This window comes from Nocardioides pantholopis (assembly GCF_003710085.1).
GTDB lineage: Bacteria > Actinomycetota > Actinomycetes > Propionibacteriales > Nocardioidaceae > Nocardioides > Nocardioides pantholopis.
This window is the reverse complement of sequence record NZ_CP033324.1, coordinates 2,568,958-2,584,984: the sequence shown is the minus strand read 5'-3', so window position 1 is coordinate 2,584,984 and position 16,027 is coordinate 2,568,958. Positions and strand designations below refer to the sequence as shown.

Sequence of the window (16,027 nt, the reverse complement as noted above, 5' to 3'; positions counted from 1 at the left end):
GTGACCAGGCGCACCGCGAAGAGCACACTGGCCCGGCTGGGGTTCGTCGACCCCGACACGGCCGCCGACACGCTGCAGCGCCTCGGCGCCCACGTCGACCCGCTGCTGGAGTTCCTGGCGCTGACCGCGGACCCCGACGAGGCGCTGCACGGCCTGGCTGCCCTGGCCGAGCAGGTCGAGGACCCGGACGCGATGCTCGCCGAGCTCGCCGACGACGAGGGCACCGCGATGCGGCTGCTGGGCGTGCTCGGCGCCAGCCCCGGCCTGGCCGAGCACCTGTGCCGCCACCCCGAGCACCGCCACGAGCTGGCCGACCCCACCCTGGGCTGCACCCGCCCGCCGGCGTTCGCCGTGCGCGAGGACCTGCTGCGCGCGGTCGGCGCCGACCCGCACGACCCCGAGCCGACGGCCACCCACCCGGACGCCGAGGCCGTCGACGCGCTGCGGGTGGAGTACCGCCGCCTGCTGCTGCGCCTCGCGGCCCGCGACCTGGCCCACGGTGTCGGCGTCGACGACGTCGCCGCCGAGCTCTCCGACCTGGCCGCCGGCACCCTCGAGGCCGCGCTCGCCATCGCGCGGCAGCGGGTCGGCGAGCCGGCCCGGCAGGTCCGCCTGGCGGTGGTCGCGATGGGCAAGTGCGGCGGGCACGAGCTGAACTACGTCTCGGACGTCGACGTGATCTTCGTGCACGAGCCGGTGCCGGGCCCGGACGGCGAGGTCGACGAGGCCGCCGTGCTGCGGGCCGCGACCCAGCTGGCCAGCCACCTGATGCGGATCTGCTCGGAGAACACCGGCGAGGGCACGATCTGGCCGGTGGACGCCGCGCTGCGTCCTGAGGGCAAGGCCGGACCGCTGACCCGGACCCTGGCCAGCCACCGCGGCTACTACGAGCGCTGGGCCAAGGCCTGGGAGTTCCAGGCCCTGCTCAAGGCGCGCCCGGTCGCCGGCGACCGCGAGCTCGGCGCGGCGTACGTCGAGATGGTCGCCCCGATGGTCTGGAGCGCGGCCGAGCGTGACGGGTTCGTCGAGCAGACCCAGGCGATGCGCCGCCGGGTCGTCGACCACATCCCCGCCAAGGAGGCCCAGCGCCAGCTCAAGCTCGGCTCCGGGGGGCTGCGCGACGTGGAGTTCGCCGTCCAGCTCCTCCAGCTGGTGCACGGCCGCGCCGACGAGCGGATCCGGGAGCCGGCCACGCTCAGCGCGCTCGCCGCGCTCACCCGCGGCGGATACGTCGGGCGCGAGGACGGCGAGGCGCTGCACGAGGCGTACGCGTTCCTGCGCACCCTCGAGCACCGCATCCAGCTGCACCGGCTGCGGCGTACCCACGTGGTGCCGCCCGACGAGGCCTCGCTGCGCCGCCTGGGCCGGAGCATGGGCATGCTGCGCAGCCCGGTGGAGAACCTGCAGAAGACCTGGGAGCACCACCGCCGCGAGGTCCGCCGGCTGCACGAGAAGCTGTTCTACCGGCCGCTGCTCTCGGCGGTCGCCGCCATCCCCGGCCACGAGATCCGGCTCTCGACCGAGGCGGCCAGCAAGCGGCTGGCGGCGCTCGGCTACCTGGACCCGGCCGGCGCGCTGCGCCACCTCGAGGCGCTGACGAGCGGCGTGTCCCGCCGGGCGAACATCCAGCGGGCCCTGCTCCCGGCGATGCTGGCCTGGTTCGCCGAGGGGCCGGACCCCGACGCCGGGCTGTTCGGGTTCCGCCGGCTCAGCGAGTCGCTCGGCGACAGCCCGTGGTACCTCGCGACCCTGCGGGACGAGGGCGAGGTCGCCCAGCGCCTGGCGCACGTGCTGGCCACCTCCCGCTACGCCACCAGCCTGCTCGAGCGCGAGCCGCAGGGGGTGCGGATGCTGGGGGAGGACCTGGTCCCGCCCCGGGCCGACGCGGTGGTCGAGGAGATGCTGGCCTCCGCCCGGCGCCACGACGAGACCGACAAGGCGGTGCGCTCGATCCGCGCCATCCGCCGTCGCGAGCTGTTCCGGATCGCCGCGGGGGACGTGCTCGGCCTGATCGACGTCGCGGACGTCGGGCTGGGGCTCACCCGGCTCACCGACGCCACGCTGGAGGCGACCCTGCGCATCGCCGGGAGCGCGGTGCGGGCGGCCCGCGGCCTGGATGCGGCGCCCACCCGGATGGCGATCGTGGCGATGGGTCGCTACGGCGGCTTCGAGCTGTCCTACGGCAGCGACGCCGACGTGCTGTTCGTGCACGAACCGATGCCCGGGGCCGACCCGGCCGCGGCCGCGACGTACGCCCAGGCGGTCGCGAACGAGGTGCGCCGGCTGCTGGCGGCGCCCGGGCCCGACCCGGCGCTCGTGGTCGACGCCGACCTGCGCCCCGAGGGCAAGCAGGGGCCGCTGGCGCGCACCCTGGACTCCTACGCGGCCTACTACGCGAAGTGGTCGAAGGTCTGGGAGGCCCAGGCCCTGCTGCGCGCCGACGCCGTCGTGGGCGACCCGGACCTGCGTCGGCGCTTCGAGGAGCTCATCGACCCGCTGCGCTTCCCGGCCGGCGGGATCTCCGCCGACGAGGTCATGGAGGTGCGCCGGATCAAGGCGCGCGTCGACCGCGAGCGGCTGCCCCGAGGCGCCGACCCGCAGACCCACCTCAAGCTCGGACCCGGGGGACTGGCCGACATCGAGTGGACCGTCCAGCTGCTGCAGATGCGCCACGCGGGCCAGGTCCCGGGGCTGCGCACCCCGCAGACCCTGCCGGCGCTCGCCGCGGCCCGCGAGGCCGGGCTGGTCGCGGACGAGGACGCCGACGTCCTCGAGCAGACCTGGCGCCGGGTCAGCAGGACCCGCAACGCGGCCACGCTGGTGCGCGGCAAGCCCAGTGACCAGGTGCCCCGCGACCCGCGCGAGCGCGCGGCGGTGGCCCGGATCCTCGGCTATCCGGCGGGCGAGTCCGAGGCGATGGTCAACGACCACCTGCGCCACACCAGGCTCGCCCGAGCCGTCGTCGAGCGGGTCTTCTGGGAGGACCAGTGAGCGCCTGAGGGTCTTGTGGAACCCCTTGGGAATTCCTTGAGGAAACGTCGGGCATTCGCGGCCGCTGCTCTTGATGTGCGACCGGCAATGTTCGGGTCATCAAGGAAGCAACCCGCCGGGGACAACGGCGGGACACCCCCCGAAAGGTCCCCCTCATGCGCAACGTCGCCCGCTCCGCCACCACCACCAAGATCGCCGCCTCCGTCGCCCTCGTGGCCGGCACCGCAGCGGTCGCCGGGCTCGGGACCTTCGGTGCCTTCACCTCCACGACCACCGCGACCCAGGCCGTCGGCTCCGGCAAGGTCGTCATGAACATGTCCGCCCAGGCCGGTCAGGGCTTCGAGGTCGCCACCACCAACCTGGTCCCCGGCGACACCGTGCAGCGTGCGGTCACGCTGACCCGCGAGGCCGGCAGCGAGAAGTTCGGCTCGGTCAAGCTGACCACCACCGCCGGCGCCAACGCGACCAAGCTCGTCACCGACGAGACCGCGGGCCTGCAGCTCTCGGTCGACCAGTGCACGACCCCCTGGACCAAGGCCGCCAACTCCAAGGTCCTGACTTGCACCGGTGCCCCCGCCAACGTGACCTCGGTGCTCGCCAAGCGGACCGTCCTGGGCCAGAACGTCGACCTGAACGGCGTCCTCGCCAAGCTGAACGCCGACGCGACGCCGTCCGCGAACCTGCGCGTGACCCTGGAGCTCCCGACCGCTGCCGACAACACCTTCCAGAACCTCTCGGACACCGTCACCTTCACCGTCGACGCCACCCAGCGCGCGGGCGAGGCCCGCTGAACCTGCTCCACCCCGCCTGACCCGATCGGCCCGCACCACAGCACCTGCGCGACCACATCCCCCCGCCCCCGCCCCTGACCTGGAGGTACGCCGTGAGCGTGCTCGCCCCCACCCTCGTCGGACGCCACCGCGCCGCCGAGCCGGTCCGCGCCCCGCGCGCGATCCGGCCCGCCGCGGCCGGGCACGCGCCGTCGCGCCGGGCGCCGGGCGGACCGGGCCGGGGGGCCCGCCGCATCGCGCGGGTCGCCACGAACGTCGCGGTCGGGCTCGCGCTGCTGGCCTTCCTCGGGCTGGCCCTGGGGCCGCACGTGTTCGGCTACCGGACCGCCACGATGCTCACCGGCAGCATGGAGCCGATGATCTCCCCGGGCGACGTCGTGGTCACCGCGCCCAAGCCCGCTGCCGACCTGGCCGTCGGCGACGTGGTCACCTACCAGATCCCGATCGAGGACCGCCGCGTCGAGACCCACCGGGTCACCGAGGTGGCCCGCGACGCAGCGGGGGTCGTCAGCTTCCGCACCCAGGGCGACGCGAACGCGAACGTCGACCCGTGGACCGCCGTCGTCGACGGTGACACGGTCTGGGAGGTTCAGGCGGTCGTGCCCCGGGTCGGCCTCGTGATCCAGGCCATGCGCGCCCCGGTCGTGCAGCACGGCGTGCTGTGGATCGCGCTGGTCGCGTGCCTGCTGCTCGGGCTCCAGCGGATCTGGGGGATCAGCCCCGGCTCCGAGGAGCAGGACGACGAGACCTCAGGTGCCTCGCGGACCCGGGCCTGACGTCGTGCTCGACACCGACGTCCTGACCCGCCTGGCCGTCGACGTCGACGACCAGGCGTTCGTGGTCGGCTTCGTCGCCAAGTACCGCGGCCTCCTCGACACCCGCATCCGGCGGATCACCGACGCCCTCGCCGCCGCGGACATCGCTGCCGCCATGGAGGCCGTGCTCAGCCTCAAGGTCTCCTCGACCACCGTCGGGGCGCACGAGCTGGCCGAGCTGGCCGCGACCCTCGAGCGCGAGGTCCGTGCCGGCGAGATGGCGGTGGCGCGGCTGCGGTCCACCGCGCTGCCCGCCGCCGCGGCGCGCGCCGACCGAGCGCTCGCGGCGTACCTGCCCGGCGCCTGAGCGCCCCGGCTCAGGCCGGGGACTCCATGCGGTAGCCGACGCCGCGGACGGTGCGGACGAACTTCGTCACCTTGTCCTCGCCGAGCTTGCGGCGCAGGTTGCCGACGTGGACCTCGACGAGATGGGTGTCGGAGGCCCACTCGGTCTCCCACACCGAGCGCAGCAGCGCCTCCCGGCTCCACACCCGCGTCGGCGTGCGCATCAGCTCGGTGAGCAGGTCGAACTCCGTGCGGGTCAGCGACACCTCGGTCTCGCCCTTGAACACCCGCCGCCCGTCGACGTCGACGCGCAGCGGGCCGTGCTCGAGCACCTCGTTCGCCTCGTCGGCCGCGATCGTCGCCGCGGCCACCGGGGCCGGGCCCCGGCGCGGCCGGCGGAACATCGCGTTGACCCGGGCCTTGAGCTCGTGGACGTCGAAGGGCTTGGAGATGAAGTCGTCGGCGCCGGTCTCGAGCCCGATCAGCCGGTCGATCTGGTCGTCGCGCGCGGTGATCATCACGACGTAGGCGTCGCTGAACTCCCGGATCCGCCGGCAGGTCTCCATGCCGTCGATGCCGGGCAGGCCGAGGTCGAGCGTGACCAGGTCGGGGTCGGTGCTGCGGACCAGGTCGACGGCGACCGTCCCCGAGTCGACGGAGGCGACCGTGAAGCCCTGCGTCGCAAGCGTGAACTCGATCAGGTCCCGAATGTCCTCATCGTCCTCGACCACCAGCGCCCGGCGCTCCGGACCTACCGCATTCCCCATGGCTGCATCGTGCCAGACCTTGCCAGGTTCTTGAGGTTCCCCCGGGGTGGGCTTGAGACCCGGCGACCAGACTGGGACACCTGACCCCCTCCGGCCCCCCCACCAGGAGAACCGATGTCCCCCCGCACCGACAGCTGGCGCCGTGCCGTGACGCTCGCCCTGGTGGCGACGCTGCTCGTGCTCGTGCCCGCCGTGGCGTCGGCCCGGTTCGGCTCCAGCGACGCGGACGGCCTGCGGGTCGGCACTGCCACGATGGTCGCGCCCGCCGGGGTCACGGGGACCTACAAGTGCGGCGTGTCCGGCCTCGTCACCGAGACCCTCGACATCGAGGTCGACGGCTTCACCGACGCCGGCCCGGCCGGCGCGACCTACCAGTACACGCTGCGATCGCGCGGGGCGACCCTCCACTCGAGGACCTCGGCATCCAAGGAGCAGGAGCTCGAGGGTCGCCAGACCAACGACGTGATCGCCACCCAGTGGGAATTGGACGTCGTCGCGAAGGTCGGGAACTGGACCAGCCCGCCGGCGACGGTGACCATCGACTGCCCGTGGACCGGCATCACGCTGAGGCGGATCGCCTTCTGACGTCTCGGCACCCAGGCAGCCCGCCTCCGATGCCGCGGGCTGCGTGAGTCCGGGATCAGAGGCGGGACGCTGAGTGCCTGGCGACGTTCTTCCCGGTTCCGCGCGTGCGCAAACCTGGTCCGGTCAGGGGCGGCCGGACCCGGCCGGCTCGGTCAGCACCCGCATGGCGAGGTGAGTCGTGGCGCCGACGCCCAGGAAGTCCACGACCCGGGCAACCCGCTCGGGGTCCAGCGGCAGCAGGCCGGGGGAGCCCGGCACGTCGGGGGTCAGGCCGAGCTCGAGGTCGGTGCGCCCGGACATGATCGAGAGGTTGAAGTCGTAGCGCTCCCGGGCGCCGGGGGCGGTGAGCCGCTTGAGCATCGCGGCCGCCATCCGCCGGGCGCCGGTCTCCGCGCACCACGAGTCCAGGGTCGCGACCAGGTTCTCCCCGCCGCAGTGCTCGATGTCGGCCCAGACCGCCCGCATCGACCCCATCTCCCGCAGCAGGATCGGCGCGGTCTTCTCGCCGATGCCGGCGACGCCGGGCAGGTTGTCGCTGGCGTCCCCGCGCAGGGCGGCGAACTCCAGGTACTGGTGCGGGTCGACGCCGTACAGGCGGTGCAGGCGGGCGGGATCGAGCAGCGGTGAGCCGCTGATGCCACCGTCGATGACCCGCAGCACCTTGGTGTGCGCGCTGATGTTGGCGAAGGAGTCCCGGTCGGAGGTGACGAGCACGCAGTCCCAGCCGTTCTCACCGGCCCACGCCGCTGCGCTGGCGTTGACGTCGTCGGCCTCGAGCCCCGGTGGGGTGACCGTGCGGAAGCCGAGGGCGTTCAGCAGGGCGTCGGCCCGCTCGAGCTGCTCGACGAGGGTGGCGTCCTTGACGGCCCGACCGGCCTTGTACGCCGGGTAGAGACCCTCGCGCACCGAGGTGCTCCGGTCGTCGAGGCCGAAGATCAGCGCGTCCGGGGCGAACTGGTCGATCGCCTCCAGGATCTGGCGCAGCATCCCGTGCAGGGCCCAGGCCGGCCGGCCCTGGCGGTCGCGCAGGTCGGTGTGCGCGCGGGCGTGGTGGTTGCGGTGCAGCAGCGAGGGTGCGTCGACGGCGAGCAGGAGGCGGCGCTCGCGGGGAGGTGGGGTCTGCATGGCCGGGCCCATCCTAGGGCCGGGCCGGGCCCGGCCGGGCGCCCCTGGGTCGGTACCGGGTCAGTACCGGGTCAGTACCGGGGTCAGTACCGGGGTCAGAGTCAGTACCGGGCACTCCAGCCCAGCGAGTCCTCGGACGGCATCAGGATCCACAGGATCGGATAGACCAGGATCTGGCTGCCCGGCACGACCATCAGCACCAGGACGAACAGCAGCCGGGCCACCCACGGGCTCAGCCCGAGCCGGCGGCCCAGGCCCGAGCACACCCCGGCGATGACCCTCTCCTCGCGCGGGCGGACCAGGCCCCGCCTGCCGATGCTGGCGCGGATGTCGTTCATCGTGGGTCCTTCCGTGGTGGGGAGCCGGGACCACCCCGGCACCTCCAGTCTGCGTCCCGAGCGGGCCGGCGGCCATCCGGGACGCCCCCGGTCCGACCCGGACCCCGAGGGCAACCGGTTCAGACCACTGCGGCCGGCATAGCCCATCTGGGCTATGCGAAATGGAGGACACACCACCCACGCGGCTCATTTGCGTGAGGAGTCCGACCGAACGCCTTCCCAGCGCACCCGGATCGATGGCGCAATCGTCGGGTGATTCCCCCCATCGCCCCCCTGCCGTCCCCCGCGGCCTCGGCCGCTGCCGACCGGTTGGCGGTCGACCATGTCCCGCTGGTGGCTCATCTGGTCCGCGAGACGATGAGTCGGGTTCCCTCGCATGTGGATCGTGATGATCTGCGTTCGGCGGGGTTGGCGGCGCTGGTGTTGGCGGCGCGGGCGTTCGAGGCGGAGCGGGGGGTGCCGTTCGCGCGGTATGCGAGCACCCGGATCCGGGGCGCGATCATGGATGAGCTGCGGTCGGTGGACTGGGCCTCGCGGTCGGTGCGGCGTCGTGGTCGTGAGGTCGAGGAGGCCCGGAACCGGTTGGCGGTGACGATCGGGCAGCTGCCGGACAATGCGGCGGTCGCGGCGGCGTTGGGGATCGAGGCCGAGGAGGTCACGGCCTCGGACGAGGACCTGACGCGGGCGAGCGTGTTGTCGTTGCAGGCCACGGTCGAGGGGCCGGAGGGTGCCGCGGGGTCGCTGGCCGAGGCGCTGGTCTCGGCGGGTCCGACGCCGGAGGCGTTGGTGTTGCACCGGGAGCGGTTGCAGTATCTGGGTGAGGCGATCGCGGAGCTGCCGGCGCGGCAGCGGGCGGTGGTCGAGGGGTACTTCCTGGCGGAGCAGCCGATGGCGGAGATCGCCGAGGAGCTGGGGGTCAGCGAGTCGCGGGTCTCCCAGATCCGGGCCGAGGCGATGGTGATGCTGCGCGACGCGTTGAACGCGGCGTTGGATCCCGAGCAGCTGGCGCCGGTGGCGAAGCCGGGTGGGTGTGTGGCGCGTCGTCGTGATGCCTACATCACCGCGGTCGCGGAGCGGCACGCTGCCGCGCGGCCGGTCGCCGTCCCCGACGCCTCCCGGCCGGCACCCCGCACGGCCTGATCCGTGCGAGCCCGCCGGGAGCTCAGGCGTCGATCGGCCGGCCGAGCAGGGGCGCGAGCAGGCGGCGGATCGCCGGGGAGGGGGAGATGCCCAGCTCGCGGGCGAGCAGTCGTCGGTAGCTGTCGTACTGGCGCAGCGCCTCGGCGTGGTTGCCCTCCGCGAGGTGGACCTCGATGACGCGCCGGTGCGCACTCTCCCGCAGCGGCTCGGAGCGAACGGCGCCGAGGCCGGCCGCGAGGGCGTCGTTGAACCGCTCCCGCTCCAGGAGGGCATGGGCGCAGCGTTCCAGCGCGTGCAACCGCTGCTGCCGGTAGCTCTCCTGCTCCACCGGCAGCCACTCCTCGTGCCACGAGGGCAGCAGGTCCCGGGTCAGCGGTCCCAGGTCCGCGAGCAGCTCGACCGAGGGGGTCTCCGGACCGCACAGCTGACCGGCGAGCTCCTCGCCGTCCCACACGTCGACCCGCAGGTCCGGCGACAGCCGGACCTGGGTCGCGGTCCCGATCACCAGGACCCGCCCCCGTGGTCGGGGCAGGCGCCACAGCACCGAGCGCAGCGTCGAGGTGGCGCGCCCCGGTGCGGCGTCGGGCCACAGCCGTTCGGCCAGGGCAGCCCGTCCGACCGGTCGCTCGCGGTGGCACACGGCGAGCAGCGCGAGCAGGCGCTGGGCCGGGGCGGCGACCGGCAGCTCCTCGCCGGCGAAGGTCAGCGCGAAGTCGCCCAGCAGGCCGAGCCGCGCGGCCGGGGCAGAGGTGTGCTCCATGACTCCTCCGGAGCGGTGGGGTGGTTGAGGGCTGACCGTTGCTGGTTCCCTCGACGGAGGCGCCCATGCACCCGGGCGCGACGACGCCGTGACGCCCCGGGGACGGCCACGCGACGGGGCGGTCACGCCGCCGGTGCGCCGTCCAGCACAGCGAGGCGACGTGCGCGACCACGCACCGGCGCACACCGCAGCCCACGGCCCGGCGACGCCCGGACGGAAGGGTCATCGCCGTCCACACCAACCGGGGCACGCAGCCACCGGACGACGGAAGGCGAGTCATGTTTCGACACAGCGAGCAGCTGCAGTACAACGTCCGGCCCGAGCGCCCCGACGCGCTCTTCGCGGCCAAGCTCCAGGAGCTGGTCGGCGGCCAGTTCGGCGAGATGACAGTGATGATGCAGTACCTGTGGCAGGGCTGGAACTGCCGGATCCCCGGCAAGTACAAGGACATGATCCTCGACATCGGCACCGAGGAGATCGGCCACGTCGAGATGCTCGTGACGATGATGGCCCGCCTGCTCGAGGGTGCGCCCGCGGAGACCCAGGCCCAGGCTGCCGCCGCGAACCCCGCCCTCGCGGCGGTCCTCGGCGGCCAGAACGTGCAGCACGCGATCGTCACCGGCGGTGCGGCGATGCCCACCAACAGCCAGGGCGTGCCCTGGAACGGCGGCTACATCGTGGCCAGCGGCAACCTGCTCGCGGACTTCCGCTCCAACGTGGCGGCGGAGGCACAGAGCCGGCTGCAGACCGCTCGGGTCTACCAGATGACCGACGACCCGGGCGTCAAGGACACCCTGCAGTTCAACCTGGCCAGGGACACCTTCCACCAGCAGCAGTGGCTGCTGGGCATCGAGCAGCTGATCGAGGACGGGTACACCGACGGGATCGAGGACTCGCTCGCCGCGGAGGAGAAGACCGAGCCCGGTCGGACCTTCTACAGCTTCCACGAGGGCAGCACCGCCGGCGAGGGCCGCTGGGCCCAGGGGTCGACGCTCATCGGCGGCCACGAGATCTCCTTCGAGCAGGGCCGGCCCCTGTCCGACGACATCAACGACGTCCCGGCCCCCGACCCGCTGCTGTTCGCCACCTATGACGGCAGCAAGGGCCCGGGCAAGCCCGGGACCGCGGGCGGCGCGTTCGTCCAGGGCGCGGAGAACCTGATGAGCAAGGCCAAGGAGAAGCTCACCGGCGGCGACAGCTGAGCGCCGGAACCGTCCGTGGACCGCACTCCGGGAGGGCATCGTGACCGAGCTGATCCTTCGTCCGCTCGCCGACGCGTTCATGCAGGTCGGCGTCTTCGTCGCCCTGCTGGTCGCGCCGTTCGGGTGGGCGAGGTATCGCTGGGGCCACCGGCTCGACGACGCGTTGCTGCGGCATCGCCGGCTCGGGCCGCTGGTCGCCGCGGCGCTCACGATGCCTCCCGGGTGCGGCGGCGCCATCATCGTGATGGCGCTCTACTCCCGCGGCGCGGTCTCCTACGGCGCGGCCATCGCCGCCCTCGTCGCCACCATGGGCGACGCGTCCTGGGTGCTGCTGGCGGCGGACCCGGTCCTCACGATCCAGCTCAAGCTGCTCCTGCTCGGCACCGGCGCGGCGGCTGGGTACGTCGTCGACGCGCTGGGGATCACGCCGGCCCGGCGTGCGGACTCCCGAGACCGGACCCCGCAGCCGGTGCCGGCGCCCGTCCTCGGGTCAGCGGTGCTGGCCCGCCCGGCCACCCGGCTCCACGAGCTGGGGGCACTTCCCGCCCTGCTGTGGCTGCTGCTCGGCACCGGCGCCACGGTCAGCGTGCCGGTGACCTTCCAGCTCAGCGATCCTGCGCACCTCTACCTCGCGCTGGGCCTGCTCGGCACGGGGGTGGCCGTGGTCGCGTTCGTGCGCGGCCGCTGCCGGCTCGCCGACGACGACACCGGCACCGCTCACCCGACCTCGATGGCGCAGGTGCTGCGCCACGGAGGGAACGAGATCGCGTTCGTGACCGTATGGGTCGCGGTCGCCTACGTCGGGTTCTCGCTCTTCACCCACGTGACCGGGTTCGACGGCTCCCAGCTGCCCCTGCACGGGCTGGTCGGGGTGCTCGTCGGCGCCACGGTCGGGCTGATCCCCGGCTGCGGGGTCCAGATCGTGTTCACCGGCATCTTCCTCGCCGGCGGCATGCCGTTGCCGACGCTGGTCGCCAACACCATCAGCCAGGACGGCGACGCGCTGCTGCCGCTGCTGGCCCTCGAGCACCGCGCCGCGCTGCTGGCCACGGTGCTCACCACCATCCCGGCGATGGCCGTCGGGTCCGCGCTGCTGCTGCTGACCTGACCCGGCCCCACCGCGTCCCTGGAAGGAAGCCACCATGCATCTCCCCGGACTCACCACCACCCGGCTGCACCTGCTGATCGCGCTGGCCGCGCTGCTCACCGGCACGACGTACGGCGTGCTGGCCGCGGTGACCGTGCTCGCCGTCACCGGCCTGCGGCACCACGCCCAGTCCCACCTCGAGACGTCAGTCCCGGGAGGTGCTCGGGTCCTCCCCGCGACGCAGCACGCCCCAGTGCTCGACGCGACCGGCCGCTCCCGCGAGCGTCTGGCTGGTTGAGGACAGTCGCGGACGCCACTGCTCCGGAGCCCGCCGGGAGGTCGACTCGACCGCGTCGCGGCTGCGGTCCAGCACGGTCAGCGGCAGTGCCGCCAGCGCATTGCCCGGCGGACGGCGGGAGACGACCGGGTGCGGGCGGGTGGGGGCGGTGCGTCGCACCGCCTCCCAGGCGACTCCGAGCTGGCGCAGGCGGCGTACGTCGAGCCGGTCCTGCAGCCGGGGGAGGAGCTCGTCCTCCTCGTCGCGCACGTCCTCGCGCAGCACCGTCACGAGCCGCTGGATCAGCTGCGCGCGGTGCTGCGGATCGGTCTCGGTCTCCAGGTCGGTCCACAGGTCGTTGACCTCCTGGTGCTCCTGCTCCACCTGCAGGGTCAGCTGCTCGCCGTCGGGCAGCCGCCGCCGCAGCGTCGGCCAGATCACCGACTCCTCCGCGAACGCGTGCGGGAACACCAGCCGGGCGATGCTGTGCAGGACCCGCTCCTGCTCCTCGCCGGTCGTGTCGAGGAGCTGCTGGAGCAGCTCCTCGAGCCGTACGTGGTCCCGCTTCTGACGGTGCAGGATGCTCCAGGTCCCGCCGAGCTCGTCGACGGTCTGGTCTGCCAGAGATCGCATGGCGCCGCGGTACCCCGGTCCGGACCGGGCATGTTCGACCGCCGGACGAGGGCAGGGATTGGCCGGGCACCGCCTGGATACCGGGCCGCCCCTCCACCACCCCCGACCACCCCCGACCATGAGGAGCCGGCGATGACGAGCAGCGCAGAGAGCCCGCACCAGGGTGAGGCGGGCCTCACCGCGGGAGAGAAGCTGGCCCGGAACCTGGCAGCGGGGACCGGCGCGGTCTTCCTGCTGGTGGGCATCCTCGGCTTCGTGCCCGGCATCACCACCAACTACGACTCCCTCGACTTCGCCGGGCACCACAGCCGGGCCGAGCTGCTCGGGATCTTCCAGGTCTCGGGGCTGCACAACCTGCTCCACCTCGCCTTCGGGATCGCCGGTCTGGCCCTGGCGCGCAAGGCGACGGCGGCGATCGGCTACCTGGTCGTCGGCGGCGTCCTGTACCTGGGCCTGTGGATCTACGGCCTGGTGGTCGGGCACGACAGCTCGGCGAACTTCGTGCCGGTGAACTCCGCCGACAACTGGCTGCACCTGGTCCTCGGCGTCGCGATGGTCGCGATGGGGCTGTGGGCCCAGCGCACGCTGCGTGGCGGCGTCGGGAGCCAGACGGCCATGTGAGGGCCAGATGAAGGTCCTATGAGGGCAGGAGGCGCCGAGCCGGCCTACCTCGTGGGGGACTGGTCGGTGTCGAAACCGTGGCGCATGCCCCAGGCGACCGCCTGGGCGCGGCTGGTGACCCCGATCTTGCGGTACGCCGTGCGGATGTAGGTCTTCACGGTGTTCACGCTCAGGTACGCCTGCCGGGTGATCTCCTCGTTGGTGAGGCCGCGGGTGATGAACGTGAGCATCTCGGCCTCGCGGGCGCTGAGCCCGTGGTCCTGGCCCGGCCAGGACCTCATCGCTCCTTCGTTATCGGCCCCGTCGGCCCCGTCGGCCCCCTCAGCCGCTGCTGGCCAGGGCGCCGGTGGCCGGCCCTCGTACACCGCGACGATGCCGGCGACGAGCTCGTCGGCGGTCATCCCCTTGCTGAGGTAGCCGGCCGCCCCCCGTCGGCGAGCCTCCTCGGCGGAGTACGCCCGCCAGCTGTAGACGATGACCAACGCGTCGTTGTTCACCACGATCTGTCGAAGCTTGTCGTCGTGCTCCGGCAACCGGCCGAAGGTGTCGTAGAGGACCACGTCGACGTCGTCGGCGACCTCGCGCGCGGTCGTGAGCTGCACGACCTCGACCTCCTCGTGGCCGGCCAGCATCGCCGCGATCCCGTGCAGGACCAGCTCGTAGTCGTTGGAGAGCGCCACCCGGATCGGGCGGGTCCGCCCACCGGAGGATCCGCCTGCGGATGGGGCGGGTCGGTCGGTGGCGGTGTTGTCGGACTCGAGCATCGGGATCCCTCCTGGTCCGAGCGTGTGGCCAATATCGCACTTCTCGAGGGCAGGTGTCGGCCGCCGACGGAGCTACTGATGACATGTGATTGTCCCCTGCGCGCCGGCAGGCGCGGGGGGAGGGGCTCGACCCCGACGAATTCAGGCCGGTTCGCACCACGACCGGACACTGCGACAGAGGAGATCGTCTCGTGAACCGGACCGCCACCAAGAAGGCTACCCAGCGCGGCGACGCGGCGGCCGGTCAGTTCGACTACGACGTGCTCCTCGTGGGCGGCGGCATCATGTCGGCCACGATGGCCACGCTGCTCAACCAGGTCGAGCCGGCCTGGAAGGTCGGCATCGTCGAGCGTCTCGACGACCTCGCCCAGGAGTCGTCCGGGCCGTGGAACAACGCCGGCACCGGCCACGCGGCGCTGTGCGAGCTGAACTACACCCCACAGCGCCCCGACGGCAGCGTCGACGTCACCAAGGCGATCAGCATCAACGAGCAGTTCCAGCTGACCCGCCAGGTGTGGGCCTTCCTCGTCGAGAACGGCCAGCTGCCCGACCCGTCCTCGTTCGTGCACCCGGCCCCGCACCTGAGCTTCGTGTGGGGCGCCGAGAACGTCACCTACCTGCGCAACCGCTACGACGGCCTGCGCGAGAACCCGCTCTTCGCGGGGATGGAGTTCACCGAGGACCCCGAGGTCCTGGCGGACTGGGCCCCGCTGCTCATGGCCGGCCGCGACCGCACCGAGCCGGTCGCCGCGACCCGCTCCCTGGGCGGCACCGACGTCGACTTCGGGTCGCTGACCCGGCAGCTGATCGCGGGGCTGCGCGACCGTGGCGCCCTGGAGCTCGAGGTCGGGGTGGAGGTGCGCCGGCTCACCCGCGTCGACGGCGGATGGCGGGTGCGCGGCAAGAACCTCGACGGCTCCGGCCACTTCGACGCGACCGCCCGCTTCGTCTTCGTCGGCGCCGGCGGCCAGGCGCTCACCCTGCTCCAGCGCTCCGGCATCCCGGAGATCCGTGGCTTCGGCGGGTTCCCGGTCAGCGGCGAGTTCTGGCGCACCACGAACCCCGAGCTCGTGGCCCGCCACCAGGCCAAGGTCTACGGCAAGGCCGCCGTGGGCGCCCCGCCGATGTCGGTGCCGCACCTCGACACCCGCGTCGTCGACGGCCGGCCCAGCCTGATGTTCGGGCCGTACGCCGGGTTCAGCCCGCGGTTCCTCAAGAACGGCTCGCTGTTCGACCTGCTGCGCTCGGTGCGCCTGCACAACCTGGTGCCGATGCTGCAGGTGGGCGTGCGCAACCTGAGCCTGGTCGTCTACCTCGTCCAGCAGCTGCTGGCCAGCAAGAAGACCCAGCTCGCCGAGCTCCAGGCGTTCTATCCCGACGCCGACGCCAAGGACTGGGAGAAGATCACGGCCGGCCAGCGGGTCCAGGTGATCAAGCGAGTGCCCGGCAAGGGCGGCGTGCTCCAGTTCGGCACCGAGGTGATCGCGGCCTCCGACGGCTCCATCGCGGGGCTGCTCGGCGCCTCGCCGGGGGCCTCGACCGCCGTTCCGATCATGCTCGACGTCATGGCGCGCTGCTTCCCCGACCGCTTCGAGGACTGGCGTCCCGCGCTGGAGAAGATGATCCCCAGCTACGGCACCGAGCTGTCCGCCGACCCGGCCCTCGCAGCCGAGGTCCTGGGGCGGACAGCGCGCGTCCTCGGTCTCGACGACACCCCGGTGCTCGGCTCGCTGACCGGCCCGGGCGCGGCGCCGGCCGCCTCCTAGTCCACAACCTCGACCCGGACGGTGCCTTCGGCACCAACCCCGACCCGGACGGTGCCTGCGGCACCCGCCGGGGTACCGGG

Annotated in this window: 17 protein-coding genes; 11 read left to right on the top strand and 6 right to left on the bottom strand. The window is 73.1% G+C overall.

The annotated features are described in order from the left end of the window. The 4 genes from EBO35_RS12415 (at position 1) to EBO35_RS12400 (ending at position 4,904) form a co-directional block, all read left to right on the top strand. Complete coding sequence (locus EBO35_RS12415) at positions 1-2,991, top strand: bifunctional [glutamine synthetase] adenylyltransferase/[glutamine synthetase]-adenylyl-L-tyrosine phosphorylase (protein ID WP_122817988.1); 2,991 nt, start codon at positions 1-3, stop codon at positions 2,989-2,991. A gap of 155 nt (positions 2,992-3,146) precedes the next feature. Next, the gene (locus EBO35_RS12410; RefSeq protein ID WP_122817987.1) at positions 3,147-3,782 is read left to right on the top strand and encodes a TasA family protein; all 636 of its coding nucleotides are present in this window, start codon (positions 3,147-3,149) and stop codon (positions 3,780-3,782) included. Between the two features lie 92 nt (positions 3,783-3,874). Beyond that, the gene (locus tag EBO35_RS12405; RefSeq protein WP_206422554.1) at positions 3,875-4,558 is read left to right on the top strand and encodes a signal peptidase I; all 684 of its coding nucleotides are present in this window, start codon (positions 3,875-3,877) and stop codon (positions 4,556-4,558) included. Then, positions 4,536-4,904 (top strand): Hpt domain-containing protein, encoded by a 369-nt coding sequence (locus EBO35_RS12400; RefSeq protein ID WP_122817986.1) that lies wholly within the window; start codon positions 4,536-4,538, stop codon positions 4,902-4,904. Before EBO35_RS12405 ends, EBO35_RS12400 begins: the two co-directional genes overlap by 23 nt. A gap of 10 nt (positions 4,905-4,914) precedes the next feature. On the opposite strand, the gene EBO35_RS12395 is transcribed toward EBO35_RS12400, so the two are convergent. Next, positions 4,915-5,649: a response regulator transcription factor gene (locus EBO35_RS12395; RefSeq protein WP_206422553.1), complete on the bottom strand. Its 735-nt coding sequence runs from the start codon at positions 5,647-5,649 to the stop codon at positions 4,915-4,917. A gap of 114 nt (positions 5,650-5,763) precedes the next feature. On the opposite strand from EBO35_RS12395, the gene EBO35_RS12390 reads away from it, so the two are divergent. Then, positions 5,764-6,234, top strand: coding sequence for a hypothetical protein (locus EBO35_RS12390; RefSeq protein WP_122817985.1), 471 nt, complete (start codon positions 5,764-5,766; stop codon positions 6,232-6,234). A gap of 123 nt (positions 6,235-6,357) precedes the next feature. Here the strand turns inward: EBO35_RS12390 and EBO35_RS12385 are convergent, their stop codons facing one another. Continuing rightward, the gene (locus tag EBO35_RS12385) at positions 6,358-7,359 is read right to left on the bottom strand and encodes a 5'-3' exonuclease (protein WP_122817984.1); all 1,002 of its coding nucleotides are present in this window, start codon (positions 7,357-7,359) and stop codon (positions 6,358-6,360) included. Positions 7,360-7,460: 101 nt separating this feature from the next. After that, complete coding sequence (locus EBO35_RS12380) at positions 7,461-7,697, bottom strand: PspC domain-containing protein (RefSeq protein ID WP_122817983.1); 237 nt, start codon at positions 7,695-7,697, stop codon at positions 7,461-7,463. 252 nt (positions 7,698-7,949) lie between these two features. On the opposite strand from EBO35_RS12380, the gene EBO35_RS12375 reads away from it, so the two are divergent. Continuing rightward, complete coding sequence (locus tag EBO35_RS12375; protein WP_241153673.1) at positions 7,950-8,837, top strand: sigma-70 family RNA polymerase sigma factor; 888 nt, start codon at positions 7,950-7,952, stop codon at positions 8,835-8,837. Between the two features lie 22 nt (positions 8,838-8,859). Here EBO35_RS12375 and EBO35_RS12370 read toward each other — a convergent pair whose 3' ends face one another. Then, positions 8,860-9,597 (bottom strand): AfsR/SARP family transcriptional regulator, encoded by a 738-nt coding sequence (locus tag EBO35_RS12370; protein ID WP_122817982.1) that lies wholly within the window; start codon positions 9,595-9,597, stop codon positions 8,860-8,862. A 278-nt stretch (positions 9,598-9,875) separates the two neighbouring features. Between EBO35_RS12370 and EBO35_RS12365 the strand changes: the two genes are divergently transcribed. The 3 genes from EBO35_RS12365 to EBO35_RS19495 are packed head-to-tail and all read left to right on the top strand — an operon-like array spanning position 9,876 to position 12,184. Beyond that, complete coding sequence (locus EBO35_RS12365; RefSeq protein WP_122817981.1) at positions 9,876-10,799, top strand: manganese catalase family protein; 924 nt, start codon at positions 9,876-9,878, stop codon at positions 10,797-10,799. Between the two features lie 40 nt (positions 10,800-10,839). After that, positions 10,840-11,907, top strand: coding sequence for a putative manganese transporter (locus EBO35_RS12360; RefSeq protein ID WP_122817980.1), 1,068 nt, complete (start codon positions 10,840-10,842; stop codon positions 11,905-11,907). A gap of 34 nt (positions 11,908-11,941) precedes the next feature. After that, positions 11,942-12,184, top strand: a complete 243-nt coding sequence (locus tag EBO35_RS19495; RefSeq protein WP_127481313.1) for a hypothetical protein — start codon at positions 11,942-11,944, stop codon at positions 12,182-12,184. On the opposite strand, the gene EBO35_RS12355 is transcribed toward EBO35_RS19495, so the two are convergent. Further along, complete coding sequence (locus tag EBO35_RS12355) at positions 12,092-12,796, bottom strand: hemerythrin domain-containing protein (RefSeq protein ID WP_122817979.1); 705 nt, start codon at positions 12,794-12,796, stop codon at positions 12,092-12,094. The genes EBO35_RS19495 and EBO35_RS12355 overlap by 93 nt on opposite strands. Before the next feature lie 132 nt (positions 12,797-12,928). Here EBO35_RS12355 and EBO35_RS12350 point away from each other — a divergent pair, with 132 nt between their 5' ends. Then, the gene (locus EBO35_RS12350) at positions 12,929-13,417 is read left to right on the top strand and encodes a DUF4383 domain-containing protein (protein WP_122817978.1); all 489 of its coding nucleotides are present in this window, start codon (positions 12,929-12,931) and stop codon (positions 13,415-13,417) included. Between the two features lie 44 nt (positions 13,418-13,461). On the opposite strand, the gene EBO35_RS12345 is transcribed toward EBO35_RS12350, so the two are convergent. Next, entirely contained in the window at positions 13,462-14,181 is a 720-nt protein-coding gene (locus EBO35_RS12345; protein WP_122817977.1) for a helix-turn-helix transcriptional regulator, read from the bottom strand. Between the two features lie 191 nt (positions 14,182-14,372). On the opposite strand from EBO35_RS12345, the gene EBO35_RS12340 reads away from it, so the two are divergent. Further along, the gene (locus EBO35_RS12340; protein WP_122817976.1) at positions 14,373-15,947 is read left to right on the top strand and encodes a malate:quinone oxidoreductase; all 1,575 of its coding nucleotides are present in this window, start codon (positions 14,373-14,375) and stop codon (positions 15,945-15,947) included. Positions 15,948-16,027: the final 80 nt, after the last annotated feature.